This window comes from Kitasatospora papulosa (assembly GCF_000717245.1).
Lineage (GTDB): Bacteria > Actinomycetota > Actinomycetes > Streptomycetales > Streptomycetaceae > Streptomyces > Streptomyces papulosus.
Genome location: NZ_JNYQ01000003.1, coordinates 120,164 through 144,347 on the forward strand (window position 1 = coordinate 120,164; position 24,184 = coordinate 144,347).

General features: G+C 71.8%; 23 protein-coding genes and 2 pseudogenes. 11 read left to right on the plus strand and 14 right to left on the minus strand.

The window, feature by feature from the left end; all coding sequences use genetic code 11:
* The first annotated feature begins 304 nt into the window (after positions 1 to 304).
* On the plus strand, positions 305 to 1,549 hold the full coding sequence (locus IA22_RS0108980) for a PP2C family protein-serine/threonine phosphatase (RefSeq protein WP_030123245.1): 1,245 nt from the start codon (positions 305 to 307) through the stop codon (positions 1,547 to 1,549).
* 133 nt (positions 1,550 to 1,682) lie between these two features.
* Here the strand turns inward: IA22_RS0108980 and IA22_RS0108985 are convergent, their stop codons facing one another.
* Both IA22_RS0108985 and IA22_RS0108990 read right to left on the minus strand, forming a co-directional pair.
* Positions 1,683 to 1,991, minus strand: a complete 309-nt coding sequence (locus IA22_RS0108985; RefSeq protein ID WP_234435454.1) for a glycosyltransferase — start codon at positions 1,989 to 1,991, stop codon at positions 1,683 to 1,685.
* 137 nt (positions 1,992 to 2,128) lie between these two features.
* Positions 2,129 to 2,500 carry a VOC family protein gene (locus IA22_RS0108990; protein ID WP_030123246.1) on the minus strand — a complete coding sequence of 124 codons (372 nt, stop codon included), beginning with the start codon at positions 2,498 to 2,500 and terminating at the stop codon, positions 2,129 to 2,131.
* Positions 2,501 to 2,607: 107 nt separating this feature from the next.
* On the opposite strand from IA22_RS0108990, the gene IA22_RS0108995 reads away from it, so the two are divergent.
* The gene (locus tag IA22_RS0108995; protein ID WP_030123247.1) at positions 2,608 to 3,069 is read left to right on the plus strand and encodes a MarR family winged helix-turn-helix transcriptional regulator; all 462 of its coding nucleotides are present in this window, start codon (positions 2,608 to 2,610) and stop codon (positions 3,067 to 3,069) included.
* Between the two features lie 145 nt (positions 3,070 to 3,214).
* Here the strand turns inward: IA22_RS0108995 and IA22_RS0109000 are convergent, their stop codons facing one another.
* On the minus strand, positions 3,215 to 4,000 hold the full coding sequence (locus IA22_RS0109000; protein ID WP_245229557.1) for a siderophore-interacting protein: 786 nt from the start codon (positions 3,998 to 4,000) through the stop codon (positions 3,215 to 3,217).
* A gap of 434 nt (positions 4,001 to 4,434) precedes the next feature.
* Here IA22_RS0109000 and IA22_RS0109005 point away from each other — a divergent pair, with 434 nt between their 5' ends.
* The 3 genes and pseudogenes from IA22_RS0109005 (at position 4,435) to IA22_RS34020 (ending at position 7,851) form a co-directional block, all read left to right on the plus strand.
* Positions 4,435 to 6,495 carry a phosphocholine-specific phospholipase C gene (locus IA22_RS0109005; RefSeq protein ID WP_030123249.1) on the plus strand — a complete coding sequence of 687 codons (2,061 nt, stop codon included), beginning with the start codon at positions 4,435 to 4,437 and terminating at the stop codon, positions 6,493 to 6,495.
* Positions 6,496 to 6,562: 67 nt separating this feature from the next.
* Positions 6,563 to 6,787 (plus strand): annotated as a pseudogene (locus IA22_RS0109010) (hypothetical protein); the annotation flags it as partial.
* Between the two features lie 416 nt (positions 6,788 to 7,203).
* Positions 7,204 to 7,851 (plus strand): annotated as a pseudogene (locus IA22_RS34020) (C40 family peptidase).
* Positions 7,852 to 8,019: 168 nt separating this feature from the next.
* On the opposite strand, the gene IA22_RS0109020 reads toward IA22_RS34020, so the two are convergent.
* Positions 8,020 to 8,967: a helix-turn-helix transcriptional regulator gene (locus IA22_RS0109020; RefSeq protein ID WP_014158099.1), complete on the minus strand. Its 948-nt coding sequence runs from the start codon at positions 8,965 to 8,967 to the stop codon at positions 8,020 to 8,022.
* 357 nt (positions 8,968 to 9,324) lie between these two features.
* On the opposite strand from IA22_RS0109020, the gene IA22_RS0109025 reads away from it, so the two are divergent.
* Positions 9,325 to 9,690, plus strand: coding sequence for an STAS domain-containing protein (locus IA22_RS0109025; RefSeq protein ID WP_014158098.1), 366 nt, complete (start codon positions 9,325 to 9,327; stop codon positions 9,688 to 9,690).
* Between the two features lie 185 nt (positions 9,691 to 9,875).
* On the opposite strand, the gene IA22_RS0109030 is transcribed toward IA22_RS0109025, so the two are convergent.
* The 7 genes from IA22_RS0109030 to IA22_RS0109060 all read right to left on the minus strand — a co-directional run bounded on the left by IA22_RS0109030 (position 9,876) and on the right by IA22_RS0109060 (position 16,919).
* Positions 9,876 to 10,784 carry a class I SAM-dependent methyltransferase gene (locus IA22_RS0109030; RefSeq protein ID WP_030123250.1) on the minus strand — a complete coding sequence of 303 codons (909 nt, stop codon included), beginning with the start codon at positions 10,782 to 10,784 and terminating at the stop codon, positions 9,876 to 9,878.
* A gap of 105 nt (positions 10,785 to 10,889) precedes the next feature.
* Positions 10,890 to 11,984 (minus strand): NAD(P)-dependent alcohol dehydrogenase, encoded by a 1,095-nt coding sequence (locus IA22_RS0109035; protein WP_015575793.1) that lies wholly within the window; start codon positions 11,982 to 11,984, stop codon positions 10,890 to 10,892.
* A complete protein-coding gene (locus tag IA22_RS0109040; RefSeq protein ID WP_030123251.1) occupies positions 11,981 to 13,393 on the minus strand; it encodes an aldehyde dehydrogenase family protein in 1,413 nt (470 codons plus the stop codon). Before IA22_RS0109040 ends, IA22_RS0109035 begins: the two co-directional genes overlap by 4 nt.
* A 9-nt stretch (positions 13,394 to 13,402) precedes the next feature.
* Entirely contained in the window at positions 13,403 to 14,149 is a 747-nt protein-coding gene (locus IA22_RS0109045) for a (5-formylfuran-3-yl)methyl phosphate synthase (protein ID WP_030123252.1), read from the minus strand.
* A gap of 260 nt (positions 14,150 to 14,409) precedes the next feature.
* Positions 14,410 to 15,195, minus strand: a complete 786-nt coding sequence (locus tag IA22_RS0109050) for a polysaccharide deacetylase family protein (RefSeq protein ID WP_030123253.1) — start codon at positions 15,193 to 15,195, stop codon at positions 14,410 to 14,412.
* Positions 15,189 to 16,043 (minus strand): DMT family transporter, encoded by an 855-nt coding sequence (locus tag IA22_RS0109055; RefSeq protein ID WP_030123254.1) that lies wholly within the window; start codon positions 16,041 to 16,043, stop codon positions 15,189 to 15,191. Before IA22_RS0109055 ends, IA22_RS0109050 begins: the two co-directional genes overlap by 7 nt.
* Positions 16,044 to 16,085: 42 nt before the next feature.
* Positions 16,086 to 16,919, minus strand: a complete 834-nt coding sequence (locus IA22_RS0109060; RefSeq protein ID WP_030123255.1) for an SDR family NAD(P)-dependent oxidoreductase — start codon at positions 16,917 to 16,919, stop codon at positions 16,086 to 16,088.
* 184 nt (positions 16,920 to 17,103) lie between these two features.
* Here IA22_RS0109060 and IA22_RS0109065 point away from each other — a divergent pair, with 184 nt between their 5' ends.
* The 4 genes from IA22_RS0109065 (at position 17,104) to IA22_RS0109080 (ending at position 20,903) form a co-directional block, all read left to right on the plus strand.
* A complete protein-coding gene (locus IA22_RS0109065) occupies positions 17,104 to 18,213 on the plus strand; it encodes an MGDG synthase family glycosyltransferase (protein WP_030123256.1) in 1,110 nt (369 codons plus the stop codon).
* Positions 18,214 to 18,331: 118 nt separating this feature from the next.
* Positions 18,332 to 18,952 carry a helix-turn-helix domain-containing protein gene (locus tag IA22_RS0109070; protein ID WP_014158089.1) on the plus strand — a complete coding sequence of 207 codons (621 nt, stop codon included), beginning with the start codon at positions 18,332 to 18,334 and terminating at the stop codon, positions 18,950 to 18,952.
* Positions 18,953 to 19,060: 108 nt separating this feature from the next.
* Complete coding sequence (locus IA22_RS0109075; protein WP_014158088.1) at positions 19,061 to 19,933, plus strand: class I SAM-dependent methyltransferase; 873 nt, start codon at positions 19,061 to 19,063, stop codon at positions 19,931 to 19,933.
* Between the two features lie 79 nt (positions 19,934 to 20,012).
* Entirely contained in the window at positions 20,013 to 20,903 is an 891-nt protein-coding gene (locus tag IA22_RS0109080) for an oxygenase MpaB family protein (protein ID WP_014158087.1), read from the plus strand.
* 80 nt (positions 20,904 to 20,983) lie between these two features.
* Here the strand turns inward: IA22_RS0109080 and IA22_RS0109085 are convergent, their stop codons facing one another.
* Positions 20,984 to 21,463 (minus strand): hypothetical protein, encoded by a 480-nt coding sequence (locus tag IA22_RS0109085; protein ID WP_245229558.1) that lies wholly within the window; start codon positions 21,461 to 21,463, stop codon positions 20,984 to 20,986.
* 29 nt (positions 21,464 to 21,492) lie between these two features.
* A complete protein-coding gene (locus IA22_RS0109090; protein ID WP_030123258.1) occupies positions 21,493 to 22,428 on the minus strand; it encodes a class I SAM-dependent methyltransferase in 936 nt (311 codons plus the stop codon).
* Between the two features lie 186 nt (positions 22,429 to 22,614).
* Here IA22_RS0109090 and IA22_RS0109095 point away from each other — a divergent pair, with 186 nt between their 5' ends.
* Positions 22,615 to 23,523, plus strand: coding sequence for an NAD-dependent protein deacetylase (locus tag IA22_RS0109095; RefSeq protein ID WP_030123259.1), 909 nt, complete (start codon positions 22,615 to 22,617; stop codon positions 23,521 to 23,523).
* A gap of 39 nt (positions 23,524 to 23,562) precedes the next feature.
* Here the strand turns inward: IA22_RS0109095 and IA22_RS0109100 are convergent, their stop codons facing one another.
* Positions 23,563 to 24,129, minus strand: a complete 567-nt coding sequence (locus tag IA22_RS0109100; protein ID WP_014158083.1) for a GNAT family N-acetyltransferase — start codon at positions 24,127 to 24,129, stop codon at positions 23,563 to 23,565.
* Between the last annotated feature and the right edge of the window lie 55 nt (positions 24,130 to 24,184).

A 24,184-nucleotide genomic window follows, 5' to 3' on the forward strand; every position in this document is an offset into this window, starting at 1 on the left:
TCGATCTCCCGGCCACCCGGGAGCCGAGCTCGATCATATGAACGAAGGATCTGTCGCGAAGGAACTTCGCGGTCATTTCCTCGGCAGGTACCGGAGCCCACCGCTCCGGCTGCGGTGGGGGCACCCCCGCCACACGCCGGAGCAGGCATCCCGGACCCGCAGGCCCCGAGACGGTGGCCGCGCGGCTCCGAGGGGCGTGCGGCCGCTTCCGGGCGAGTGCCACAGCGCGCGCGACCCGGTGGTGCCGCATAGCGTGGAGGGGCCAGGGCCCCCGAGGCCGATGACGCGCACGGGGCGGAAACCTGTGAAGCCCGAACTCAACTACAGATCGTTGTTCGCAGCGACGCCCAGCCCCTATCTGGTGCTGGCGGCGGATCTCGTGATCGTCGACGTCAACACGGCATATCTGCGGGCGACCCGCCGCACCTGGGACGACCTGGTCGGCCAGCACGTCTTCGATGCGTTTCCCGACAACCTCGCCGACCCGAACGCCGACTGGGTGCACAACGTGGAGGCGTCGTTCGGGCGGGTGCTGGCGACCGGCAGGGCGGACGTCCTGGCCATGCAGAGGTACGACATCCCCGTGGTCGCCCGGCCGGGGATGTTCGAGGAGCGCTGGTGGTCGACCGTGAACACGCCCGTCCTCGACCCGGACGGCCGTGTCGCGTGGATCATCCACCGGGTGGAGGACGTGACCGCGTTCGTGCGGGCCCGCCGGACCTCCAACCGCGGATCGGGCGAGCAGCTGACCGAGCGGGAGGAGGGCATGGAGGCCGAACTGTACATCCGGGCCCGTGAACTGCAGCGTCTGAACGAGGAACTGCGGGCTGCGCACGGGCGGGAGCGGGAGGTCGCGGTGACGTTGCAGGAGTCGATGCTGCACTCACCGGACCTGGCTCGCCACAAGGACGTCGCGGTGCGGTACCTGCCCGCGATCGGCTCCCTGAACGTGTGCGGCGACTGGTACGACACGGTCGACCTGGCCGACGGACGGTTCACCGTGGCCGTCGGTGACGTCGTCGGTCACGGGCTGGAAGCGGCCACCGTGATGGGTATGCTCCGGAGCGCGCTGTCCGCGGCCAGCCGGGCGGTGACCGGGCCCGCGCAGGCCCTCGAGGTGCTGGGCATGTACGCCCGCTCCGTCGACGGCGCACTCGCGACAACCGCGGTCACGGTGCTCGTCGACGTCCGGTCGAAGCTGTTGGTCTACTCCAGCGCGGGACACCTTCCGCCGGCGCTGCTGCACGGCGACGGCACGTACGAGCTCCTCGAGAACGCCACCGATCCTCCCCTGGGCGCGCGCCCCGAGCACGTGCCGCGCCCACAGGCCAGTGCGGCCTATCGCGGTGGCGACACGCTGATCCTGTACACCGACGGGCTGATCGAGCGCCGTGAGGAGGACATCGACACCAGTCTGGACCTGCTCAGGAAGGCGCTGGTCGGCATGACCGACCTCTCTCCTGACCGGCTGGCGGACACCCTGCTGGCGCGGCTCGGCGTCGCCGGGGGCGGCGACGACGACATCGCCCTGGTCGTCGTGCGGCTCTGAGAGGTTCCGGACCGGAGTGTCCGGACAGCCGCGGAAGGTGCGAGCGGGCTGCCCGGAGCCGGCGAGCCGTGCCGGGGTACCGGGTGGTCGTGGTCCGCCGCCGTACACGGCGGACCGGCCGGACGCGGAACGGTCAGACGGGGACGACCGCCCCGGTCCGCATCCAGCCCCGTCCGTCCGCCGCCGCGTCCGTGGCGACCAGCACGTAGCCGTACTCGTTCCAGGACGCGCCCTCACAGGTCGACGCGCCGACGATGTCACCCGCGTACTTGGTCTTGACGACGACGCTGTTCGGATTCGGGTTCTCGTACACTCCTGCGGTCGGCCAGACGACTTTGTACTGGCAACCCGCCTGCGCCGAGGCGTCGGCGACCGGGCCGCCGAGGAGCACCCCCGCGAAGCCGAGCACAGGGGCCAGGACGGCGGCGGCAAGACGGTTCATGCGCATGATGGGGAGCGCTCCCGGGGAGTCGACGGCATGTCAGGCACATGATGACAGGCTCGGAGTACGTCCGGGCGACAGGCTGCGGCAGGTGCCGCGGACCGGTCCCGCACGGGACTCCGCGAACGCCGCCCGGGTCAGCCTCCGTGAACGGTGAGCCGGTAGCCCTCGGGGCCGGTGAACGAGAACACCGGGCCGAACGGGCTGTCCTGCAACGGTCCGACATCCTCCGTTCCCGCCGCCACCAACTGCTCGCGCAGCATCGTGGCGTCGGTGGTCCGCAGCCACAGCGCCACGCCCGTGCCGGGAGACGTGACACCGTCCAGATCGACCCCGGGAAGCGGCTCACGGACGGCGAACGGGATCGGCGAGGTGGCGAACACGACCGCGTGGGCCGGCGCGGCGGGGGCACGCCGCAGCCCGAGCCGCTCCTCGAAGAACGCGGCTGCGGCGGGCACGTCCTTGACCTGCAGGGCGATGAAGTCGGGGCCTTCGACGGTGGCGGTCACGGGGTCTCCTCGATAGGGCGCCGGCACGGGACGCACCGGCGAGGCATGTCAGGACTTTGACATGAGTGACTGTAGGCATCGCGTGACCGGCATGTCAAAATGCTGACATGGAAGATCGCGAGACCGTACCTCCGCCCCATCCCGCGCAGGACATCACCGAGCACGTGGGATACCGCCTCAAGAAGGCAGCCGCCGCCCTGCGCGGGGCCATGGACAGGGCCCTGCGCGAACACGACCTGACCGTCCCGCAGTACTCCTGTCTGGAATTCCTCGACGAACACCCCGGAATGTCCAACGCCGATCTGGCGCGCGGCACCTTCGTCACCCGCCAGTCCGCCAATGTCGTCCTGCGCGGCCTCAAGGACGCCGGCCTCATCACCCAGGCGACCAGCACCGACCACGGCAGGGCCCTGCCCATCCACCTCACGACGGCAGGGCAGCAGCACCTGCACGCGGCCCGCGGTGCGGTCTACGCCATCGAGGAGCGCATGATCGGAAACATCCCCGCGCGGCGGCTGACCACCCTTCTGGCCGACCTCGACTCCATGACGGAGGCACTCGACGGGTGAACGCCCCGGAGACGAAAGCCGGTCGCCGTCGGCCTGCCCGGATCACGGCCCGGCCGACGGGCGACACCGGCGGAGGCCGCCGATCCGAGCCCGCTCGCTCCACGGCTCCTCGCAGGCGTCGCCGTTCCCTGGTACCGGTGCCCCGTCAGGCCAGCGCCGGCTCGCGTTCCGTACCGGCGGTCACCCGGGGGGCGGACGGGACTTCCCGCCAGTAACCGCAGAAGTAGATCCGCTCCTTGTCGACCCCTCGCTCGTTCACCAGATAGCGCCGCACGGACGTGGCAAGGGCGGACTCGCCGGCCACCCAGACGTACGGCGTACCGGGCGGGAAGGCCAGGCCGCGCAGCGCCTCCACCGTTCGGGATCCGCGAGCGCCGTGAGCGTTCGAGCGGTACAGCCAGTTCACCTCCCCGGCCAGGCTCAGCACGTCCTGGTCGTCCTGGACCTCGAGAAACGCGTGAACCGGGGTACGGGCTCCTTCGAGCATGGACGCGATCGCGGGCATGGCCGTCTCGTCACCGATGAGGAGCTGCCAGTCCGCGTCGCCCGCCCGGTAGCGCGCTCCGTCACTGAGGACACCGATCCTGTCGCCCGGCGCCGCGGTACCGGCCCAGGCCGAAGCCGGCCCGCTGTCCCCGTGCAGCGCGAAATCGATGTCGATACGCCGACGGGCGTGGTCGATGCGGCGCACCGTGTAGTTGCGGACCACCGGACGCCGGTCGGCCGGCATCGCCTGCAGTTCGGCCCACCAGTCCGAACCGGTCGGCAGGGGCAGATCATCGCCGACCGGAAGGAAGAGCCGGACCAGGTGGTCGGGGCCGACGTAGTCGAAATCGCCCACGTCGTCACCGGTCAGCGTGATCCGGACCATGCGCGGCGCGAGTCGGCGCACCTCGGTGACCGTCACGTACATGGGCCGCTGAGGTGGCACCGGACGGACTGCAAGCGATTCGGACATCGAAGGACCACTCCCCACAAACAAGCGACACCGTAATTAGGTTAGGTTTAGCTTAGTTGCAAAGATCCGAACCGCCACACCGCCCCCGGGCCGTCGATGCCGCCCCGGAGGACGCAGCGCCACCTGTGGGGCCACGGACGGAATCCGACCGGTCCACCGCGCGGGACCGGACCTCCTGTGGCGGGAACGTGCCCGCGAGCGAAGCGCCTTGGGCCGGAGCCTGTTGCCGCCGACGCGTTGCGCGTACCCTCCCACCAGCCGCCGGCGTGGGCGGGTACGGGCCGCGGGGAGAGCTTCCGTTCTCCAGGTGTACGGCGTGGTGTCACGAACCCACCCCCCTCCGGTACCCCGGGACCGCTGTCCTTGGGTCGCCCCTGATCCCCCCCACCACCCAGAGGTCGCCACCCATGACAGAGCTCGACCGTCGCAGGTTCCTGCAGATAGCCGGAGGCACCGCCGCCTTCACGATGCTGAACGAGAGCATCGCGAGGGCCACCGCCATCGCGGCACAAGGCAGCACGGGAACGATCCAGGACATCGAGCACATCGTCGTCCTCATGCAGGAGAACCGTTCCTTCGACCATTACTTCGGGTCACTGAAGGGGGTACGCGGCTTCGGGGATCCGAGGCCGGTGCTCCAGGACAACGGCAGGTCCGTCTTCCACCAGTCGAACGGCACGAAGGACGTCCTGCCCTTCAACCCGCAGGTGGCCGACCTCGGGATGCAGTTCCTGGAAGGGCTCGACCACGACTGGGCCGGCGGCCACCAGGCCTACAACAACGGAAAGTACGACAGATGGGTACCGGCCAAGACGGCCACGACCATGTCGTACATGACGCGGAACGACATCCCGTTCCACTACGCCCTCGCCGACGCGTTCACCGTGTGCGACGCCTACCACTGCTCGTTCATCGGAGCCACCGATCCCAACCGGTACTACCTCTGGTCCGGACACACCGGAAACGACGGCACGGGCGGCGGCCCCGTGCTCGGCAACCAGGAAGCCGGTTACAGCTGGAAGACCTACCCCGAGCGACTGGAGTCCGCCGGGATCTCGTGGAAGGTCTACCAGGACGTCGGCGACGGTCTGAACGCGGCCGGGTCCTGGGGCTGGATCAACGACGCCTTCCGCGGCAACTACGGCGACAACTCCCTGCTCTACTTCAACAGCTACCGCAACGCCCAGCCCGGCAGCGCCCTGTACGAGAAGGCCCGCACCGGCACCGACGTCAAGGCGGGCGGCACGTACTTCGACAAGCTGCGCGCGGACGTGACCCGCGGGACGCTCCCCAAGATCTCCTGGATCGCCGCACCCGAGGCCTTCAGCGAGCACTCCAACTGGCCCACGAACTTCGGTGCCTGGTACATCTCCCAGGTCCTGGACGCGCTCACGGCGAACCCGGCGGTGTGGGCGAAGACCGCCCTGTTCCTCACCTACGACGAAAACGACGGCTTCTTCGACCACGTGGTCCCGCCGTACCCGCCGGCTTCCTCGGCGTGGGGACTGTCCACGGCGGACGTGTCCAAGGACCTGTATCCGGGGGGCGGGAACTACGCGGCCGGCCCGTACGGGCTCGGCCCCCGCGTGCCGATGATCGTCGTCTCGCCGTGGAGCAAGGGCGGCTACGTCTGCTCCGAGACCTTCGACCACACCTCGGTGATCCGCTTCATGGAGAAGCGCTTCGGAGTCCGGGAGCCCAACATCTCGCCCTGGCGCCGCGCCGTCTGCGGGGACCTGACCTCCGCCTTCGAGTTCGGCCGCGCGGACGCGGCTCCCCCGGTCCTCCCCTCGACCGCCGGATACACGCCGCCGGACAGGAACCGCCATCCGTCCTACCACCCGACCCCGCCGCCCACGGGCGCACTCCCCAGGCAGGAGGCGGGCTCCAAGCCGACCCGCGCCCTCGGCTACAGCCCGTACGTGGACGGCCGGGCCACCGTCTCCACCGGGAAGTTCACCCTGACCTTCGCCGGCGGCCCGACCCTGGGCGCCCACTTCCACAGCACCTCGGGCAACCGCACGGACGGCCCTTGGCCCTACACGGTCGAGGCGGGCAAGACCCTCTCGGACACCTGGAGCACCAGCAGCTCCACCGGTAACCGGATCGACCTGACGGTCTGGGGCCCCAACGGCTTCCTGCGCACCTGGCGTGGCCCGGTGAAGACGGGCGGGCCCGAAGTCACCGCCCGCCATGTGAGCACGAGCGGCAACCTGACGCTCAGCATGACCAATTCCGCCTCGACCGCCGTCAACCTGACGGTGACCAACACCTACGGTGGAGCGCCCCAGACGTTCAAGGTCAATCCCGGTGCGACCGTGACCCACACGGTCGATCTGCGGGCCGGCGCCCGCTGGTACGACGTCGAGGTCGTCTCCGACGCGGACCCCGCCTTCCTGCGCCGGTTCGCCGGGCACGTGGAGAACGGCTTTCCGGGCGTCTCCGACCCCGCGCTCAGGACACTCTGAGACGACGGTACCGGCGGTGCGTCCCGCCCTTCGCCGGGCGGGACGCACCGCCGGCCAGGACGCGCGCTGCGCGGCGGCGCACGCCTGGGTCGGCCTGGGCCGCATCGTCTACGTGGCGTCGTCCCGGCAGCTGAGCCAGTGGCTGGCCGACTGGGGCGTACCCCCTCCCCCGGTCAGGGCGCTGCCGATCAACGAGGTGGCGCCGGGCGTGCCCGCCGACGGCCCTGTGCCCGAGCTGGTGGACGAGGTACGGGAACTGCACCACCGCCTCCATCACGGTGACGCCCACTGAGGAAGTCCGGCGCGCCGTCCCCCGTGGAACGCGGCGGAGACGCGCCGGGGTCACGGACGGCCGAGCTGCACTCTGGCGCACCCGTCCACCGTGCCGCGTGACCGCGAACCCCACAACACCCCCACATCCGGGCCGGATCGCAGCGCCGCGGCCAAGCGGGACGGATCGTCAAGTCCCGGCTACACGGCGTGCGATGAGGGTAAAGAAGTCCCCCACGTGTCGACATTCCTCCTGTGAAGATTGCGTAGATCACAGGACGATTACTAAGGTCAGCCATCGAACCTTCGCGCGATTGCTCACCTATCCGGGGTGGCTGCGAAGGAACCGCCGAGTCCGTGACCTGCACGGAGCCGGGGATCCGTTCGTCGTCCCCCACGACCCGGCAGGCGGGCTCGAGAACGAAGGAGCTCGCCATCGTGGCGTCCCACCGCCGTCCCAAACAGCCGAGCCGCGCCCGGGTGACCGTGCTCACCGCGACCGCCGCCGCGGCCGTGGCCCTGACCTCCCAGGCGGCCCACGCCGACCCGAAGCCGACCAAGAGCGAGGTCAAGGCGAAGGCTGCTCTCCTCGGACCCGGACAGCTTCCTGGACCAGGCATCCGCGCTCGACCAGCTGACGGCCAAGCAGGCCGAGTCGCTCCAGAAGATCCAGGCGAAGCAGCGCACCCTCGCGCAGCAGCGCACGGAGGCGCAGGGCTCGGCGACGAGGCCCCGGCATCGGCGCTCGGCGCCGCCGCCCTCCAGGCTGCGAGCACCCGGGTCGGCATGCCGTACGTCCGTACAGCGACCGGTCCCGGCTCCTTCGACTGCTCGGGTCTGACCCAGTGGGCCTACGCGCAGGCCGGCGCCGACATCACCCGGACCACGTTCACGCAGATCAACCAGGGCACCCGCATCGCGCGCAGTCAACTCAAGCCGGGCGACCTGGTGTTCTTCAGCAACACCTCGCACGTGGGCCTCTACGCCGGCAACAACACCGTGCTGCACGCCCCGTACCCGGGCGCCTATGTCCGCTACGAGTCGATGGGTACCGTCGGCTCCTACGAGGCCGCTGTACGCATCTGACGTCGCTCCCACACCGGAGGTCCTGGGCATCGGCGCCCTTCGACGGCGCCGAGGACACCCGCGGCGTACGCCGGCGGCTGCTCAGGACCTGTGCGACCGCGCTCAGCCTGCCTGATCGCTGATGGTCCGGCCGTGACGACACCCGGCCGGATCAGGTCGATCCGCCGCTCAGTCGTGAGCGCGAAGGGTGACGGCGGGGGTCACACCGTAGTGCCGCCGGTAGGCGGCGGCGAAGCGTCCGACGTGCGGAAAGCCCCATGCCGCCGCGATCCGCGTCACGCTGGAGACGTGCGGGTCGGCCTTCACCAGATCGACGTGGGCCCGGGTGAGCCGGACGTGGCGCAGGTGGCCCAGGGGCGTCGTGTCGGTGTGTCTGCTGAAGGCGTACTGCACGGCGCGGGGGGTGACGAACGCGGCGGCCGCGATGTCCGCCAGACCGATGGTGCGGTGCGCGTTCTCCTCGATGAAGGCCTTCGCCCTGCGGAGGGTCTCGGTGTGCGCGTCACGGCTGTCGGTGCGGTGGTCCTCCTCCTGGGCCGTGATGCTGGGCAGCGCGCTCAGAGTCACCGCTGCCAGGTGCTGGACGGCGGTGGCGACGACGAGGCCCTCGACGGCCGGGCCGGTGAGCACCTGGTCCCGGAGGAAGGCGACGGTGCTGCCCAGGCGCCGGTTGGCGGCCGCGTCCACCGGGCGTTGGCCGGTGAGCCGAACCGGTCCGTCGGAGTTCGCGCCCGCGGCGGCAACGCGGTCGAGCAGGGCGGGGTCGAACATGGTGATGGTGTAGCGGGCCGAGTGGAGGGCACCGGTGTAGGGGCGGTCAGGAGGGGCGATGAGGAAGGTCTCCCCGGGGCCGTAGACGTCGTTCCGACCGTCCGTGGTGTCCACCATGCTGCCCTTGTGCACGGTGATCAGGCAGATCGCGTCCAGCTGGTCGGCGTCGTAGGTCATGGTGTAGCCGAAGTCGAGTCGATCGACGACAAGCCCTTCGGCCGCGTTGCGGACTATGCGGGTCCTCGTGTCCTGCGGCCGTCCGCCGATCCTCATGGGTGTGTAGGCCCGCGACAGAAACGCCTCGGTCGCCTCCAGGCTCCCGCTGTCGAAACGCTCCGTCTCCAACTTCCCCTCCACCCGCGGCTGCGGAGCCCGGTGCGGGTCCCCGACTCACGGTACGCCGTCCGGTTCCGGGCAGGCGACGAGCGGCGGCGCCGAAAGACCGGGACCACCGCGCCATCACACGGCTCGTGCTGCGGCTTCACGGGGCACGCCGTGTCTGTGATGCCTCCCCCCTTCTCACGGAGCTCACTCGGAGAAGGTCAGGAAACGAACCGTCGAAGCCTCTGTCGCGAAACCCTGACGGGACCAGCCCGGGTGAGGGGTGTTGCTGACCGGGGCGTGGGCACCCCGAGGATCCGAGGGGGGCCGTCAGCGAGCAACCGATCATGGCCGTCGTACGGCTACGGAAGGAGGGCGGCGATGCTCACGGTGCACAGGACTCGGCACCACAACGGCGGGGCTGAGCTCACCGCGTACCGGGAGGCGTACACAGGAGGTGAATGGCAGCTGTACGTGGCGGGAGAGTTCGACGAGGCCACCACCGGCCCACTGGCCGATGTGCTCGACGACGCCTGCCGGCAGCGGGCCTGGCGCATCGTGATCGACTGCTCGGCCGTCACCTTTGCCGACGTCGCCTTCCTGCGTGCGCTGTTGACCCCTCACGCTCACGACATCCAGGTCGTGCTGGCCTCGCCGTCGACGGCCGTGCGGCGGCTGCTTCAGGCCACAGGAACCGTCAACCGCTTTCCCGTGACGAGACGCGCCTGGTCCACACCGACCCGATGATCCGGAACCCCCTCCCCCTTCTGCGCCATGCCGCTCATGACACCTCGCGGGCGGCCGAGCGGCAAGCGCGGTTCCTGCATGGCAGACGCCCTCGCCACTCGACCCCGCAACCGGACGCCGTGGGGCGGCCCGGATCCCCCTGTCCCGACCGTGTCTCCCCGTCCAGGCAGCTCTCTGACGCTCGGTCAGGATGGGGACTTGTTCGCGAAGACCCAGCGGTTGCCCTCCAGTGCGTCGTTCGGCTCGGGTAGGGGGCCGCGTCCGTGCCGACGGGTGAAGTCGAAGGGGGTGTGGACCGATGTGGACCAGCCCCTGCCCTCCAGGTCTCCTGCGGAGTCGGGCCGTGGTCCACCGTCGAACAGGTTGAGCAGGTCGATGCCGAGTTGCTGCTCCGTGGAGGTGTAGAGCGGACTCTCGCGGTATTCCAGCAGGTCCTTCTCGAGCTTCACCTCGTAGGCCAGTGCGCTTCCTCCCGTACTCAACCGGTCGACCGTGTCGATGAGATAGGTCTCGGCGGTGATGGGCAGGTAGAACAGCAGCCCCTCCGCCAGCCATACGCTCGGGGCGGCCGGGTCGAAGCCGGCGTCGGTCAGCGCGGTGACCCAGTCGGCGCGCAGATCGATCGGGATCGGGACGCGCGCCGCCTTCGACGTTGCCGACAGTCCGTCGAGTACGTCGTGCTTGAAATCCAGCACTCCCGGCTTGTCGATCTCGAAGATCACGCAGCCGGCCGGCCAGTCGAGCCGGAACGCCCGTGCGTCCAGACCCGCGCCGAGCAGCACCACTTGGCGAGGGGCTCCGGCGTGCACCGCCTGGAGGAGGAAGTCGTCGAGGACGCGCGTACGCAGACCGAAGTACCGAGCGAAACGCCCCCACAGCGGGTTCGCGTCACCGTCCGGGACCTGTTGGATGCGGACCGGCCAGTCCGCGGACGCCGGTGCGGCGCGCACGAAGTGTTCGGCGTAGATGTCGCGTGCCAGGCTGTCGTGGCGGTGGGTCTCGATCGCCCGTGAGGCGGCGACCAGGAGGGCGGTGAGCCCGATGCCCCCTGCCACGCCCTCCAGATCCGTGTTCCGACGAACCGTGTCGACCATGTGCTCTCCTTCTGTGCGAAAAATGGGACGCGGGGCCGCCGCGCGTGCCGGATCCGCGGTCGGCCCGCGAGCTGCGGCCCTGGGGGCCGTTCCTCGGCCCCTCCCTCACGGGATCAGGACGGGCTTGACCACCCGGCCGGCGTCGCAGTCACGCTCGGCCTCGTTGATGTCGGCGAGCGGGTAGGTACGGATCAGTTGGTCGAAGGGGAACTTCCCGGCCCGCCACAGTTCCGTCAGCCGCGGAATCAGCAGTCCCGGGACCGCGTCTCCCTCGCAGATGTGGGAGATCTTCCGGCCTCGGTCCAGTGAGCCCGGCCGGAGCGGGAGCGGTGTGCGTATCCGTGCGACCAGACCGAGATGGCCGGTCGGGCGCAGGGCCTGGAGCGCGTCGTTGATCATCTCGGGTGAGCCCGTGGTGTCGAGTGCGTACCGCGTGCCGCCGTCGGTGAGCCGCCGGATGCGATCGGGCAGGTCGGCCGTCGAGGCGTGCAGGGGAATCGCACTGAACCGCTCGGCGGTGGCCAGCCGTTCGGGATGCCGGTCGACGGCCACGGTCACCGCTCCGGCGGCGGTGGCCGCCATCACCGCGGCAAGGCCCACCGCTCCGGCGCCGAACACGGCCACGGTGTCGCCGGGACCGGCACCGAAGGAGTGGAGAACGGCTCCGGCCCCGGTGAGGAAGCCGCAACCGAGCGGCCCCAGCAGCTCCACCGGCAGGGCGGGATCGACCCGGACGGCGTTGCGTGCGCTGACCATGGCGTACTCGGCGAACGAGGACTGGCCGAACCATCGGGGGGCCAGTTCACCCCCGGTCGCGTCGGTGAACCGTGCGGCGTTCTCCTTCCGTCCCCCGAAGAGGTTGAGCGAGGCGAAGGAGTCGCAGTAGGCCGGTGCCGCGCCCATGCAGTTGCGGCAGCGACCGCACGAGTCGAAGCTCAGCACGACGTGGTCGCCGGTGCTCAGACCGGTGTCCGGGCCGCCCGTCCCCACCACCACCCCTGCGCCCTCATGACCGAGCACGGCGGGAAGCGGTGTGCGGCCCGCCGAGCTCCGGACCGCGAGGTCGGTCCGGCACATCCCGCAGCCCGCGATCCTGACCAGGATCTCGCCGTCGGCCGGTTCCTCGTGCAGGGCCACCTCCTCGACCGCGAAGGGCTTCCCGTAGGAGCGCAGTACCGCCGCCTCGAACCTCTTCGTCATGCCTCCTCCGGACGGTCCGGACGGTGCACGACGAAGGGCCTGAGATTGCCGTAGAGACCCCAGGGGCCTCCCGCGACGCCGACACCGCTCTCCTTGACACCCGCGAAGGGCTGGGCGAGGGAGAGTTCGGCGTGATGGTTGATCCAGGCCGTCCCGCACTCCAGCCGGTCGGCGATCGCCTCGGCCCGGTCGAGGTCGGTGCCCCAGACCGAGCCGCCCAGCCCGAAACCGGTGCCGTTGGCCGCTTCGACGGCCTCGTCGACGCTGGTGTACGGCAGCACCGGCAGCACCGGGCCGAACTGCTCCTCCGTCACCACACGGCTGGTGGACGGGACATCGGCCAGGATGGTGGGAGCGAAGAAGTAACCCGGCCGGTCCAGGCGGTGCCCGCCCGCCGCCGCTCGGGCGCCGTCCGACAGTGCCTGGGCCGTGTACCGCTCGACCCGGGCCAGCTGGTCGGCGTTGTTCACCGGCCCGAGCTCCGAGACGGGGTCGAGGCCGGATCCGACGACCACGGTCCTCGCGCGATGCGCGAGGGCTTCGACCACCCGGGAGTAGATCCGGGCCGGGGCGTAGACGCGCTTGACCGCCATGCACACCTGTCCGCAGTTGCGGAAAGCGGCCCAGAACAGCCGGTCCGCGACGCGTTCCACGTCCACGTCCTCCAGCAGGACGGCGGCGTCGTTCCCGCCCAGCTCCACGGTCGCGCGGGTGAGTGAGGCCGCCGCGCTCTTCGCGACGGCCCGTCCGGTGGGGATCGAGCCGGTGAACGTCACATGGCGGATCCCCGGGTGGGAGGCGAGACGGGCGCCGAGGGGTTCGCCCCCGGTGACGATCGTCAGTACGTCCTCGGGGAGGGCGCTGGACAGGACCGACCCCAGCAGCCGTGTGGCGAGGGGGGTGCAGGGCGAAGGTTTGAGGACCACCGTGTTGCCCGCGGCGAGCGCGGGCGCGAACTTCGCCGAGGCGAGTTGGAGGGGAAAGTTCCACGGAACGATGGCGGCGACCGGGCCGAGCGGGCGCCAGCGGATCTCGCTGCGTACCGGCCGCCCGTCCGTGATGGGCTGTGAGCCGGGGTCCAGCTCGGCGAAATAGCGCAGACGGGCCGCCGTCCGGGCGACCTCCGCGTACGACTCGGACAGGGGCTTGCCCTGTTCACGGGTGAGCAGGGGGGCCAGGTCGGCCCCGGCGGCCTCGACGTCGTCGGCTGCCGCGAGCAGCGCACCGGTGCGGGTGGCGGGGTCCGACCGCCACTCGCGCCAGGCGACGTGCGCCGCGTCGACGACGGCGTCCAGCGTGTCCGGGTCGTGGTCGGGGGCCTCGTCGAAGGGCTCGCCCGTCGCGGGGTCGAGCACGTCGAAGCACTCGGCACGGCCCCCGGGCGCGCGGGTGGGTTGTCGCGTCGGCATGCCGGGTGATCAGCTCGCGGTCGCCGCGTACGCGCGGGCATGCCGGTCCATCTCCGCCCGGAAGGCTGCCACCAGCTGCGGCTGGATCCTTCCGGTGGTCCGGTCTCCGCGTTCGCAGACCGCTCCGCGCACTCCCACGATGTCCGTGCCGATGCCGGTCAGCGTCGCGAGGTCCTCCTCCTTGATGCTGCCGGCCAGGGCGGCGAGCAGATCGGCCTCGTGGGCCAGCCGGACGAACTCCGCGCAGGCGTCGGGCGGTACGTGGTCGAACAGCCGGGTGCCGTCCTTGACCGCGGTGTCGAGCATGGCCGCGTCGGAGCCGGAGAGCCTGGCGATGTCGGGCAGTGCGAGCGGGTTGACGCAGCCGATCCGGTGGGCGTCCGCGTAGCCCGAGGCGACGACGAACGCGTCCGGACGGTAGTCCTTCACGGCGCGGACGACCCCGCGCATGACCTCGACGGCCTGTTCGGGCGTCGTGCACCCGTAGAGGCCGACCTTGATGTACGTAGCACCCGACACAGCCGCTCCGAGCGCGGCCTGGGCCACCGTGCCCGGCTTGTACGGGACGTCTCCCACGGTGGCGGACACCGGCTTGTCCGCCGGGACGGCGGCGCGGATGTCTCTGATGACCCACGGGTAGTTCGCGCCGAGCGAGCCCTCGTCGGGCTTCTTGACATCGACGATGTCGAGGTGTTCGGCGGCCTTCGCGCAGTCGAGTGCTTCCTCGACGCTGTCAGGAGAGATGAGCAGCAACAACGTGGGTTCCTTCCACCGTAGTTCCACCTGCCGGGGACAGGTGTGCGGAGTCGCTCGGATCACGTGCGGTGTGCTCATCATCGCTGCGGCCCGGAGGGCCCGGGCAGGGCGCGCGGAGTACCGCACGGATCACTGCCGTACCGCGCCCACGCCCCTTCCGGCGCGCCGTCCACGCCGGTTCGCAGCAGTCACGCGGAGCGGGCCGTCCGGCCGGCCCGGCAGGCGGTTCGCCGGGGGGCTGGGTACTCACCGGGCCGTGTTCACCGGGATGCAGGTCGCTGCGTGGGGTGCGGAGGGGGACGCTCCTGGCCGCGCTCGATGTCGTGCTCGCGCAGTGGTCCCACGCGCAGACCGAGTCGTCGGCACTCGGCGAGCAGGACGGGCAGTGCGTCCAGCGTGGCCCTCCACGCGCCCGGCGCGCTCCACCGGTCCGCGTCGTGCAGCAGCACGGTGCCTCCGCCGGTCAGGTCCTTCAGGACCGATGCCGTCACGGAGCGGGCGTCGGCTCGCGCCGTCCAGTCCTGGCCCCATGCCGACCAGAGCACCGGCCGGAGTCGCGCGCGACGTGCTGCCGCCAGCCGGCCGCCGGTGAGGATGCCGTAGGGCGGCCGGTACCACTGCGGGCCCGACCCGCAGATCTGCCGGACCGCGTCGGCGGCCAGGCCCACCTCCCGTACGTCGCGCAGGGGCGCCGGGAACCAGGGCCGGTCGTGGTGCCAGCCGTGCACCGCGACCTCGTGTCCTGCCGCCACGAGGGCCCGGCCGAGGGCGGGATGGCGGATCAGCGACGCGCCGACGAGGAAGAAGGTTGCCCGTACCCGGTGCTCCGCCAGGACGCGCAGGAAGTGCGGGGTGCTGTCCGGGTCAGGTCCGTCGTCGAACGTCAGTGCCACGTGGTCGGGGCGGCCCCTGCCGTCCAACGAGGGGCTGAGGATCTTCCGTACGGGCGGCAGCCACGTCGCGGCGGGGCCGACGTGCCACGCGGCAGCCGCTCCCAGGGCTCCCGCCAGCACGCCCGCGCCGACGGAGCCGGGGTGTCTCACCATCGTTGGGCCTCCTCGCCCGAGACCAGGGGGGACCTGCTCAGCTGTACGCAGGCGAACGCGACGAGGCCGAGCGACGCCGCTTCCGGCAGCGCCCGCCAGCCGAGGTCGACCCGTTCCTCGAACAGTGAGATTCCCAGGATCACGCTCAACAGGGAGTCGCCGAGAGTCAGGGCCGGCTGGGACGCGGCCAGGGAACCGGCCCGCAACGTGGCCTGCAGCATCAGGAACGAGCCGAGGCCGACCCCTGCGGCCGTGTAGATCTGCCACCGGGTGAAGACGTCCCCGGCACCGCCGGAGACGAGGCCGAGGGTGTCCTTGATCAGTGCCGCGGTGAAGGCGAAGCCGATGGCGGTGACCGATCCCAGCACCGCCGCGCGCGCCGCCCCGCGCAGTCTCCTGCCCACCACGACCAGCAGGATCGACACGGCAAGGGCGGGAACGGCACTGATCAGCCACCTCTTCGGCGGGACGGTCTCCGTGCCGCCGGTCGGACCGGCCAGCAGGAGGAAGGCGGCCAGCCCCAGCGCCATCCCGAGGAACGCCGCCCAGGTCCGGCCGCCCGGCGGCCACCGGAAGACGACAGCGGCCAGTACGAGCGTGAACAGCAGCTCGGTCGTCATAACCGGCTGCACCACCGCCAGCGGTCCCGTCGCCAGGGCCAGGGCCTGCGCCGCCCCGGAGAGGGCCAGGAGCCCCGCCCCCCAGCGCCAGGCGGGGCGGCGTACGAAGCCGAACCGTCCGCCCGCCGTGTCGGCCAGGTCGGCCGCCGCGGCGTGGCGCTGCAGTACGGAGGCCGCCGCGTTGCCCAGCGCGGCGAGCAGTGCCATGACGACGGAGAGGATGATCATGTCCTGCGCCCTCCGCGACCGTGTCGGTGTCGAGGGGCCCGGTCAGCCAAAGCGTGTGGCCAGCCGGCGAAAGAGGTGTGGGGCCAGACCCTGGACCAGGCCGGGGGCTCCCAGCCAGCGCGGCACGGTGATCTCGCCCCGCCTCCCGGTCAGGGCTTCCTCGACCGCGGCGGCGACGCGCCCGGCGGGCACCGGCCGCGGCCAGGAGCGGGTGTAAGGGGTGCGCCGGTGCGCGAAGAACGGGGTGTCGACGGGGCCGGGCTGGACCAGGCAGACATGGACGCCTGTGCCCCGGAGTTCGTAGCGCAGGCTCTCCGCGAAGGGGATCAGGGCGCCCTTCGTGGCCGCGTACGCCGCCTCGCCCCGTACGCCGAACCGGCCGGCGACGGAGCCGAGCAGGACCAGCCGGCCCGATCCGCGCGTGACCATGTGCGGCAGCACCAGGTTGACGAGATGGAGCACGGCACCGACGTTGACGCTGACCAGACGGTTCACCACGGCGGGTGTCATGTCGGTGTAGGCACCCGCCCACCCGAGCCCCGCGGCGGCGACGAGCGCGTCGATCCGGTCAACGCGTGCCAGAGCGGCCTCGGCCAGTTTCCGGCAGCCCTCCGGAGTGGCCAGGTCCATCGGCAGCGCGACACCGCCGGTGCGGTCGGCGACCGCACCGAGCCGCTCCTCGTCCCGCCCGTTGAGCAGCAGCTCCCATCGGCCGCCCGCCGAGAGCCGGGAGGCGACCGCGGCACCGATGCCGGACGAGGCGCCCGTGATCAGCACGACCCGCCGCCGGCCCGGGGCGGGGCGGCCGCCCGCGCACGACGGCGCCTCATCGGCTCCGGCCGCCGGACTGCTGCGTGGTGCTGGGCTCGCGCGCATGGGCCTTCCGTCCTCCGTGGCCACCGGCCACGCGGGGCTCCGTTCCGAGCCCGGGTGCACCGGACCGTACGCAGTCATCCTTCGGTGCAACGGGTGCACCGGCAAACGCGCGTGACCGCACTGGGCTAACGGCTCACCCGGTCCGTGTCTGGCACACGGGCCGCCGTGCGGGGAACATACGGGAATGAGCAGGTTTCTGATCATCAGTGCGAGCATGGGCGCGGGTCACGACGCCGTCGCTTCCGAACTGGCGGGACGCCTGAGGACCGACGGTCACCAGGCCTCCTGCGTGGACCTCCTGAGCCTGCTCCCCCACGGTGCCGGCCGTGGGCTTCGCGCCGCGTACCGCACGGCACTCCGCCGCTGCCCCTGGGCCTACCAGACGGTCTATTCGAAGCTCTTCCAGGACCGCGGGCGCGGCGGTGGCGGAGACGGCCGGCCGACGGCCGCCGCCCCGCTGGCAGCGGCACTCGCGCCACGCCTGCGCCGCGTCGTCGACCGGTGGCGCCCGGACGCCCTCGTCTCCACCTTCCATCAGGCCGCCCAGGCGACAGGGCGGTTGCGGGCGGCCCATGGCGGTGACTGTCCACCGAGCACCGTCGTGGTCACCGACTTCGCCGTGCACCGGCAGTGGCTCCACCCGGACAACAGCCTCTATCTGTGCGTGACCGATGCCGCCGCGGCACGCGTCACGGCCGCGACCGGACGCCCGGCGAAGGTGTGCGGCCCGGTCGTACCGGCGGCCTTCACCGCCGAGGGCCGGCAGGCTCCCGGGCGGCAGCCGTCCCGCTGGGGTACCGAGCTGGCACGGATCGGACCCGGCCGGCCGGTGGTGCTGGTGTCCGCCGGTGCCTGGGGAGTCGGCCGGGGGCTCACCGCCACCGCGCGCCTGCTCGCCGACGCGGGCCACCTGCCGGTGCTGCTGTGCGGCAACGACGAAAGGCTGCGGGCCGACGCCGCGAGGCTCCCCGGCGTGCTGCCGCTGGGCTGGATCGACGATCTGCCCGACCTGATGGCCGCTTCGAGCGCCCTGGTCGACAACGCGGCGGGGCAGACCGCGGTGCAGGCCCTCGCCGCCGGGGTGCCGGTCGTCGGATACCGTCCGATCCCCGGTCACGGCGTGGAGGGCGTGCGCGAGATGGCCGAGGCGGGTATCTCCGAGTACGCCGCCGGCGATGCCGCGCTGCTCGGCGCGCTGGACCGGCTGGCGCGTCCCGGCCCAGGCCGGGAACGCCGGATCGCCGCCGGCCGGGCCGTGTTCGTGGGCGACGCCGCCCGGCTCGTGGCCTGTTGACCGAGCCCCTCCATCACACGATGGAGGAGGCCGCTCCTCCTGCCCGTTCACTCCGGCACGCCCGGTCCGTCCCGGCACGCGAACGGGGCGAGGGAGCGCACCACATGCTGTGCCTACGATGTCGCCCGTGACGCAGAACGATGACGAACTGGACAGCCTCGTACGCAAACGGATCCGCGCTCTGCGCGTGGCCCAGGGCTGGTCGCTGGAGGAACTGGCCGGCCGTGCGCACATCGGTCAGTCCACGCTCTCCCGCATCGAGAACGGCCGGCGGCGCCTCGCGCTGGATCAGTTGGTGACCCTCGCTCGTGCGCTGGACACGTCGCTGGACCAGTTGGTCGAGACGGCTTCCGACGATGTAGTCACCAGCCCGACGATCGACGCGGCCCACGGCCTGATGCGCTGGGCGGTCAAAGGAGACCCGGGCATGAGCGTCGTGCGCCAGCGTATGACGGAGCCGCCGCCGGACAATCCCGCGCGCATGCGCGCGCATCCCGGCCGGGAATGGCTCGTCGTCCTGTCCGGTACCGCGGTCCTCATGCTGGGGCATCGCCGCTTCCGTGTGGAGACCGACCAGGCCGCGGAGTTCCCCACCATGCTTCCGCACGCCATCGGCGCGGAGGGCGGCCCCTGCGAGATCCTGGGGATCTTCGACCGCGACGCCCGCCGCGGCCATCAGCGTGAGGAGGACCGCCCCGGTGGTGAGGAGCGCCGCGCGTCGAACGGCTCCCGCTCGTGACCACCTCCGCGGCGGGCGTCATGCGTGTTCGGCACACCTGACGGTCATCCACTTGCGTATTCAGCAACTTATTGTGCTCCTGGCGCATGGCCCGCCTAGCGTGAGGGCATGACCCACGGACACCCGCACTCCCCCGGCCACCACGCCCACCACCCTGACCACGCCGCCGACCCGGGCGGCCAGGCGGAGATCCTCGACCTGGACGCCGAAGTCCTCGCCGAACACACCGCCTCCATCACCGCATGGCTGCCCGTCGAGGCGTCCCCGCGGGAAATCGTGGACCTGGGCTGCGGAACGGGCGCGGGCACCTTCGCTCTCCTGGCCCGTTTCCCCGAGGCGCACGTCACGGCGGTCGACTCATCCGCCGAGCACCTGCAGCGGCTGAGGGAGAAGGCCGGCGCCGATGGGGTGGAGGGCCGTGTGCGCACGGTGCGGGCCGATCTCGACGCCGCCGACTGGCCCGATCTGGGAACACCCGGGCTCATCTGGGCCTCCGCCTCGATGCACCACATGGCCGAGCCCGACCGCACACTGCGCCAGGTCCACGACGTGCTCGCACCCGACGGCCTGTTCGCCGTCGTCGAGCTGGCCGGTTTCCCCCGTTTCCTGCCTCCGGACGCGCCCGAGGAGCGGCCCGGTCTCGAGGAGCGCTGTCACACCGCGACCGACCACCTCCACGCGGAGCACGTGCCACACCGTGGTGCCGACTGGGGACCGATGCTGACCGCCGCCGGCTTCACCGTCGAAGGCGCGCGCACCGTCGAGGTGGACATCGAAGGAGCCCGCACCGAGGCGATCCCCCGCTATGCCCTGGGCACCCTGCAGCGCATCCGCGGTGCCGCCGCAGAATCGCTCTCGCCCGAGGACCTGGCCGCCCTCGACCAGCTCCTCGACACCGACGGCCCTCGAAGCATCCTGCGCCGCACCGACCTGAGCGTGCGCACGGAGCGGAAGGTCTGGGCCGCACGCCGCGGGGCGTGAGCGGAGCGGCGGTGGTGACGCCGCTCCGTCCGGAGGCGCCGCCCGGCCGTACGTGGGTCCGCGAGCGCATACTGGGCCCATGGACTCGTCCACTGGTGCCGCACCCGGCCTGCGGGAACGGCTCGGCAGCGCGGTCTTCGCCCGGGTAGCCGGCCCCGCGGGGCCGGAGAACCGCGCCCGCATCCACGGAACACCCGGCCCCCGCTGGTTCGGCCCCGACCGGCCGATCAGGACCGTCCACGGCGACGCGTCCATGTTCATCGGTGGTCTTCGGGCGCTCCTCCTCCAGTCCCTGCACCCGCTGGCGATGGCGGCCGTGGAGGCCCATTCCGGTTACCGCGGCGATCCCTGGGGCCGGCTCCAGCGCACCAGCACCTTCCTCGCCGTGACCACGTACGGGACAGCGGACCACGCACAGCAGGCGGTCGACCGGGTTCGTGCCGTGCACGGCACGGTGCGCGGAACGACCCCCGCGGGCGAGCCCTACGACGCCTCCGATCCCCACCTTCTCGGCTGGGTGCACGTGGCCGAGGTCGAGAGCTTCCTGCTCGCCCACCGGCGCTTCGGTGCCGAGCCGCTCGACGCCGCCGGCTACGACGGTTACGTCGCCGACACCGCACATGTGGCGGAGGCCCTCGGCGTCATCGATCCTCCGCGCAGCCGGGCGGAGCTCGTCGCCCGGCTCGGTTCGTACCGTGCTGAACTGCGCTCCACGAGAGAGGCGCGCGAGGCGGCACGCTTCATCCTGCTGCACCCGCCCCTGCCCTGGGCCGCCCGCGCACCCTATGCGGTCCTCGCCGCGAACTCGGTGGCCGCTCTCCCCCGCTGGGCCCGTACGTCGCTGGATCTGCCCCGGCTGTCCGGCGTGGGCGAGGCATGCGTGACCCCGACCGGGCGGGCTCTGACCACCGCGATCCGCTGGGCGATGGCTCCTGCACGTCAAGCGTCCCGATCCGCGGCACCGGGCTGAGACGCCGGCCCGGGGGGTGTTCACGGTCGACCCCTTGCGTCGACCGCTGAGAGCCGCCGCACAGCGCGCGCCCGGTCTCCTCACAGCACCTGGTGGTACCAGCACCGGTGCACCACCGGCTCCACGCACAGCACCGCGGCGCCCGCGATCGCACCGACCAGCAGGGACGACCAGCCCCCGCCGTTGAGCACCGCACCGAGACAGGCGGCCACCACGGCCGGCGGACGCAGCAGGGTCAGCGGGCCGAGGCCGACGACCATGGCGAGGGTGCCGGCACGGAAGGGCAGCACGAAGTAGGCGGCGAGCGAGAGCAGCACGGCGGTGGCGTAGACGGCGAGGGGGAGCAGGTAGCCGACACCGCCGGCAGTGAGGGTGCCGTAGGTCCGGGCCTGGTCCGGCGCGGCCAGCAGCACGACGCCCGCGGTCAGCACGGGGGCGAGGAGAAGGGCGCACCCGACGGCCAGCCCGCGCAGCGCGGCACGCATGATCGACCGGTGTTTACGGATGCGCGCGTCGCGACCGGCGTAGGCACGGAAGCCGCTGAACGCGGCGTCAGCCATCCCCAGGAGCAGGAGCGGCACTGCGGGCGTCACCGGGTGGCCCCGGCGAGATGCTCGGGACCGGCCAGACGGCGCGCGGCCCGCCCGAGGGCCAGCCGGAAGGGCGCCTCCAGCGGCGGACGCACCCCGATGACCGGACGCAACGTGGTGCAGAACGGGTTCGCCACGCTCCGCGGTTCGTAGAGCAGGGGCCGGATGCCGGGCACATCGGCGGCGCGCAGCAGCGTCTCGTCGCTGTGTGCGCGCTGCGCGGAGACCACGCCGTCGTGGCGGCCGAGGGGATGGCGCATCCGGGCGCGGTGGAAGATCCAGGCGCCGATGGGCGCGAGGCCGGTCGCGGCGATGTCGAAGTGGCAGAAGGCCTGTGCCGGTGAGGCGGCCTGGGCCTGGAAGAACGTGGCCAGGTCGGGACCGCGGAAGTGGTGGAGGACGCCCGTGGACACGTAGACGGTCGCCGCCTCGGGCAGGGCGAAGGCATTGCCGTGGACGAAGGCGCAGTCGAGCTCCTCCGCGCGGGCGAGACGGCCGGCCTCGCCCACCAGGGAGGCGTCGAGGTCGACCCCCATCAGCTCGACGTCCGTGCCGAGGGCGTTGGTGGAGGCCAGCCGGCGGATCAGGTAGCCGAGGCCGCAGCCGATGTCCACGAGGCGGAAGGGCCCGTGCTGTCCGGTGGTCGTGCGGATCGCGGCGAAGAGCGGACCGAGTACGTGAACCAGGCGATCGGCCATGCGGAGCTCCTCGTTCAGGCGTTGCAGTTCCGTGTGCACGCTGATGAGGAGTCGGTCCACGGCGAGTGGGTCGAGTATGCCGTCGGCGTCCACGGGCAGGCCGGCGACGAGCGCGGCCGCGCGTGCGTCGCCGCTCCCGCGAAGCTGTCGGATCACCTCGGCCCGCCGGACGGGGAGCCGGCGGCCGGTGCGCGGATCCACGGCGGTGATCAGATCGGATATCTCGAGTCGAGGCACGAGGCAGTACCCTACGGTCCGCCGGTGCGTCACCCGCGGACGGGCCGTGGCCACCGGTTCAGTCGACGGAGTCCCGGACCGCCGGGGAGGACCGTGCCGGCAAGGGCGCCGCCGGGAACCGGCCCCTGTGGCGCTCCTCGGCGGGCACGGCCGCCGTCCCTGACGCGCCTTCCGTACCCTGGGGGCATGCGTATGCGCCCGACCCTGAGCTGGACCCCTACCGAAGACGTGTCGCCGGGCACCACGGATCTGGGACCGGTCACCGAGGCCCTGAGCGCCGGTGACGTGCTCGTCCTCAGCGGGGCGGGCATCTCCACGGAGTCGGGCATCCCCGACTACCGGGGCGAGGGCGGGAGCCTCGGCCGGCACACGCCCATGACGTACCAGGACTTCACCTCCAGCCCCCAGGCCCGGCGCCGTTACTGGGCCCGCAGCCACCTCGGCTGGCGCACCTTCGGCCGCGCCCGCCCCAACGCGGGCCACCGGGCCGTGACCGCGTTCGGGCGGGAGGGCATGCTCTCCGGCGTGATCACCCAGAACGTCGACGGTCTGCACCAGGCTGCCGGCAGCGAGGGTGTCGTGGAACTCCACGGGAGCCTGGACCGGGTCGTCTGCCTCACCTGCGGCGACTTCAGTCTCCGCCGTGAACTGGCCCGACGGCTGGAGGAGGCCAATCCGGGCTTCCGGCCGGTGGCCACGGCGATCAATCCGGACGGCGACGCCGACCTCACCGACGAACAGGTCGGGGACTTCCATGTGCTGCCCTGCACGGTCTGCGGAGGCGTCCTCAAACCGGACGTGGTCTTCTTCGGCGAGACCGTGCCCGCGCGACGGGTCGAGCAGTGCCGCGAACTGGTCCGCGGGGCGGCGTCACTGCTGGTCCTGGGGTCGTCGCTGACCGTCATGTCCGGGCTCCGGTTCGTCCGCCAGGCGGCTCAGGACGGCAAGCCGGTGCTGATCGTCAACCGCGACGTGACCCGGGGCGACCGGCACGCCGTCACCCGCATCGCGCTCCCGCTGGGCACCGCCCTGGCCACCGTGGCCGGACGGCTGGGTATCCCCGTCGAGGACGGCGGGGCGGCACGGCCTGTGTGAGGCGGCGCCGGGGACGCAGACACCCTGGCCTCCCGCGGGTCACCGGACCGAAGGACGTCGGCGCGTGGCCCAGAACTCGTCGGCGGTGATGCCCAGCAGCACCGAGTCGTGGTACCCGCCCGCGAAGTACTCGTGCTGGCGAAGCCGTCCTTCCTCGACGAATCCCAGCCTGCGGTAGAGGGCGAGGGACGCCTCGTTGAAGGCATGGACCTCCACCTCACACTTGTTGAGGCGCTGCTCCCCGAACATGTAGGTGAGGATCAGCTCGGTGGCCTCGGTCGCGTAGCCCTTCCCGCGGTGGTCACGGGACACCTCGATGCCCGTCCTGAACCGTCCGGCTCGGTTGTCGGTCTCCCCGACGGTCACGGACCCCGCGAAGACACGTTCGGCCAGCGCCTCGATCACCAGCCGAAACGCTTCGCCGCCAGGAGGCCGCCCGGCGCGGTCAGCGGTCCAGGACCTGTAGCTCTCGTCGGAGCGCGGAGGCTCGACCTGGTCGGCCGCGCGCGCGTCGACGGTGTTCCGGGCCAGGTCCCGGAATCCCTTCCAGTCCTCCGGCTCGACTCCACGGAGGCGCACCTTGGCGCCGGTCCACATGTCGTTCATGGAGCCACTCTCCCAGGTCGGACACGGGTAACGGCGGCCGTGCTCGCGGCAGGGC

Coding starts and splice junctions, on each gene's coding strand:
- IA22_RS0108985 (WP_234435454.1), bottom strand. CDS start 1,991: ATGAACCGTCTTGCCGCCGCCGTCCTGGCCCCTGTGCTCGGCTTCGCG.
- IA22_RS0109085 (WP_245229558.1), bottom strand. CDS start 21,463: ATGGCTGACGCCGCGTTCAGCGGCTTCCGTGCCTACGCCGGTCGCGAC.
- IA22_RS0109095 (WP_030123259.1), top strand. CDS start 22,615: ATGCGTATGCGCCCGACCCTGAGCTGGACCCCTACCGAAGACGTGTCG.
- IA22_RS0109075 (WP_014158088.1), top strand. CDS start 19,061: ATGACCCACGGACACCCGCACTCCCCCGGCCACCACGCCCACCACCCT.
- IA22_RS0109040 (WP_030123251.1), bottom strand. CDS start 13,393: ATGCCGACGCGACAACCCACCCGCGCGCCCGGGGGCCGTGCCGAGTGC.
- IA22_RS0108995 (WP_030123247.1), top strand. CDS start 2,608: ATGGAAGATCGCGAGACCGTACCTCCGCCCCATCCCGCGCAGGACATC.
- IA22_RS0109080 (WP_014158087.1), top strand. CDS start 20,013: ATGGACTCGTCCACTGGTGCCGCACCCGGCCTGCGGGAACGGCTCGGC.
- IA22_RS0109005 (WP_030123249.1), top strand. CDS start 4,435: ATGACAGAGCTCGACCGTCGCAGGTTCCTGCAGATAGCCGGAGGCACC.
- IA22_RS0109025 (WP_014158098.1), top strand. CDS start 9,325: ATGCTCACGGTGCACAGGACTCGGCACCACAACGGCGGGGCTGAGCTC.
- IA22_RS0109060 (WP_030123255.1), bottom strand. CDS start 16,919: ATGCGCGCGAGCCCAGCACCACGCAGCAGTCCGGCGGCCGGAGCCGAT.
- IA22_RS0109100 (WP_014158083.1), bottom strand. CDS start 24,129: ATGAACGACATGTGGACCGGCGCCAAGGTGCGCCTCCGTGGAGTCGAG.
- IA22_RS0109070 (WP_014158089.1), top strand. CDS start 18,332: ATGTCGCCCGTGACGCAGAACGATGACGAACTGGACAGCCTCGTACGC.
- IA22_RS0109030 (WP_030123250.1), bottom strand. CDS start 10,784: ATGGTCGACACGGTTCGTCGGAACACGGATCTGGAGGGCGTGGCAGGG.
- IA22_RS0109065 (WP_030123256.1), top strand. CDS start 17,104: ATGAGCAGGTTTCTGATCATCAGTGCGAGCATGGGCGCGGGTCACGAC.
- IA22_RS0109050 (WP_030123253.1), bottom strand. CDS start 15,195: ATGGTGAGACACCCCGGCTCCGTCGGCGCGGGCGTGCTGGCGGGAGCC.
- IA22_RS0109055 (WP_030123254.1), bottom strand. CDS start 16,043: ATGATCATCCTCTCCGTCGTCATGGCACTGCTCGCCGCGCTGGGCAAC.
- IA22_RS0109035 (WP_015575793.1), bottom strand. CDS start 11,984: ATGACGAAGAGGTTCGAGGCGGCGGTACTGCGCTCCTACGGGAAGCCC.